We start from the raw sequence: 1,744 nt of genomic DNA, 5'->3' as shown, positions 1-1,744 counted from the left end.
AAATACACATTATCTTTTTCATAATTTATTCCTTATTTTATTTACTTCAACTTCTTAGGTGGCCGATTAGATATAGCATACCAATACTTACCCTAGTTTACCTACGGTGACTCAATGACCATTTTGCCATCAAACTGGGTTACTCTAAACTTTTTCAGTACCGACATGCCAATTAAAACCTGATCCAACTTATCCAAAATCACAGCTCGCGTATTATATAAATTGATCGAACCTATCGTTAAAGTCGGTATCGTGGTTTGGTATGCGCTTACATTTCCTGCCGCCGTATGACTAATAACCGCTGGACCAAATTTTAATCCTGCGCGTTTCGCCAATTCACTCGGTAGCGCAACACGAGTTGCACCGGTATCAATCATAAATTTCATAACTTGATTGTTAATCATTCCCGCTCCCGAATAATGCCCTTGCTTATCTGCTGAAATAATAATGCCTTTCTCAGTGCTAGTTATTGGATTTTTAAATAGCATTTGTTGAACAACATCATTCGGATGCTCAATAGCATAAGTGGACGATTGTCTACGCAATAAACTATCCGCAACAAAATACATAAGCACAAAAGCGAATACGACAAATACCAGTGGTCTCATCTTATTACATTCTGTTAATAGTCTTGCCATCAGTCAGTGAAATCCAACCAATAGTAATTCTATAAACCAGCCAAAATATAGTGATAAATAAGGTAAAAATACCGATGCCCATGCCAAAAGTAAACGCAGTAAAAGCTAAGCCTGCTAGCGTCACCCATGCCGTTTTTATTTGCCAATTAAAATGTGACTCTAACCATGACCCTTGCACATCATTACGTTTATAAAGATTAAGCGCTACGCCTATTAATAAAGGTAAGGCCGCAAATATAAAGCTCAGCGCCTGGAATAAGTACACCGTTGCAGTGATTCTTTTTAATGCAGCTAACTCTTCATCTGATAAATTCTTCATATTGCTCTCCTATAATTGGATAGTCGTTTATAAAGAATACACCAAAACATACCCTACTACGCAGGAAATTAATGCGGCCATTAATTAAACACCCATGTTCTTAGAAAAGATACTTGAGGGCACTTCACATTCAAAATGTTTAAGTAGAACACAACCGGTTCAGCTATTGCTGTTCCGAGTAAGATAAAAATCTTCTAACCCTATCGCCTCGTATCACCGGCAAAATAAAGTTGTAGAAAAAAGTGGCACAACTTATGTTGCCCGAGTACATACATTTATGGCTCTATGCTACAACCATCATTTCACCGGCAATCAGCTCAGCTTGTTTTAAAACAGTTTCAGTAGCTAATAATTGCATATCGGGCGGATAACCATATTGTCTGAGCGTGCGTTTAATAATCACTTTCAACTTAGCACGCACGCTTTCTTTTATTGTCCAGTCGATAGACGCATTTTGCCTCACTCGCTCGGTAAGAACAACCGCCAATTCTCTTAATTTATCGTGCTGCATCAGCTCTTTTGCACTTTTATTATCAGCAACTGCGGTATAAAAAGCGTATTCAAATTCGCTTAAACCCAGCTCACTGGCTTCATTGTCCATACTTATAATGTCTTGACTCAATTTAATCAGTTCATCCATGACTTCAGCGGCGGTTAGCACCTTGTTATGATATTTTTTAATTGAATTTTCCAGCATTTCCATCAGTGATTTACTTTTAACCAGATTTTTTCTGGAACGCGATTTTAATTCATCGTTCAGTAACTTTTTCAACACTTCCAAGGCAAC

3 protein-coding genes are annotated in these 1,744 nt (G+C 37.8%); all 3 read right to left on the bottom strand.

Going from position 1 to position 1,744, the window contains the following annotated elements:
* Nucleotides 1-101: 101 nt before the first annotated feature.
* Nucleotides 102-608, bottom strand: coding sequence for a retropepsin-like aspartic protease family protein (locus tag BQ7314_RS07445; RefSeq protein WP_174483071.1), 507 nt, complete (start codon nucleotides 606-608; stop codon nucleotides 102-104).
* Nucleotides 609-612: 4 nt separating this feature from the next.
* On the bottom strand, nucleotides 613-957 hold the full coding sequence (locus BQ7314_RS07440; RefSeq protein WP_174483070.1) for a DUF4870 family protein: 345 nt from the start codon (nucleotides 955-957) through the stop codon (nucleotides 613-615).
* Between the two features lie 283 nt (nucleotides 958-1,240).
* A partial coding sequence (locus tag BQ7314_RS07435; RefSeq protein ID WP_174483069.1) for a DUF3387 domain-containing protein occupies nucleotides 1,241-1,744 on the bottom strand: 504 nt, incomplete at its 5' end.

This window comes from methanotrophic endosymbiont of Bathymodiolus puteoserpentis (Logatchev) (assembly GCF_900128525.1).
Classification (GTDB): Bacteria; Pseudomonadota; Gammaproteobacteria; order Methylococcales; family Methylomonadaceae; genus Methyloprofundus.
This window is presented reverse-complemented; position numbering and strand designations above follow the sequence as displayed.

Coding starts and splice junctions, on each gene's coding strand:
- BQ7314_RS07445 (WP_174483071.1), bottom strand. CDS start 608: ATGAGACCACTGGTATTTGTCGTATTCGCTTTTGTGCTTATGTATTTT.
- BQ7314_RS07440 (WP_174483070.1), bottom strand. CDS start 957: ATGAAGAATTTATCAGATGAAGAGTTAGCTGCATTAAAAAGAATCACT.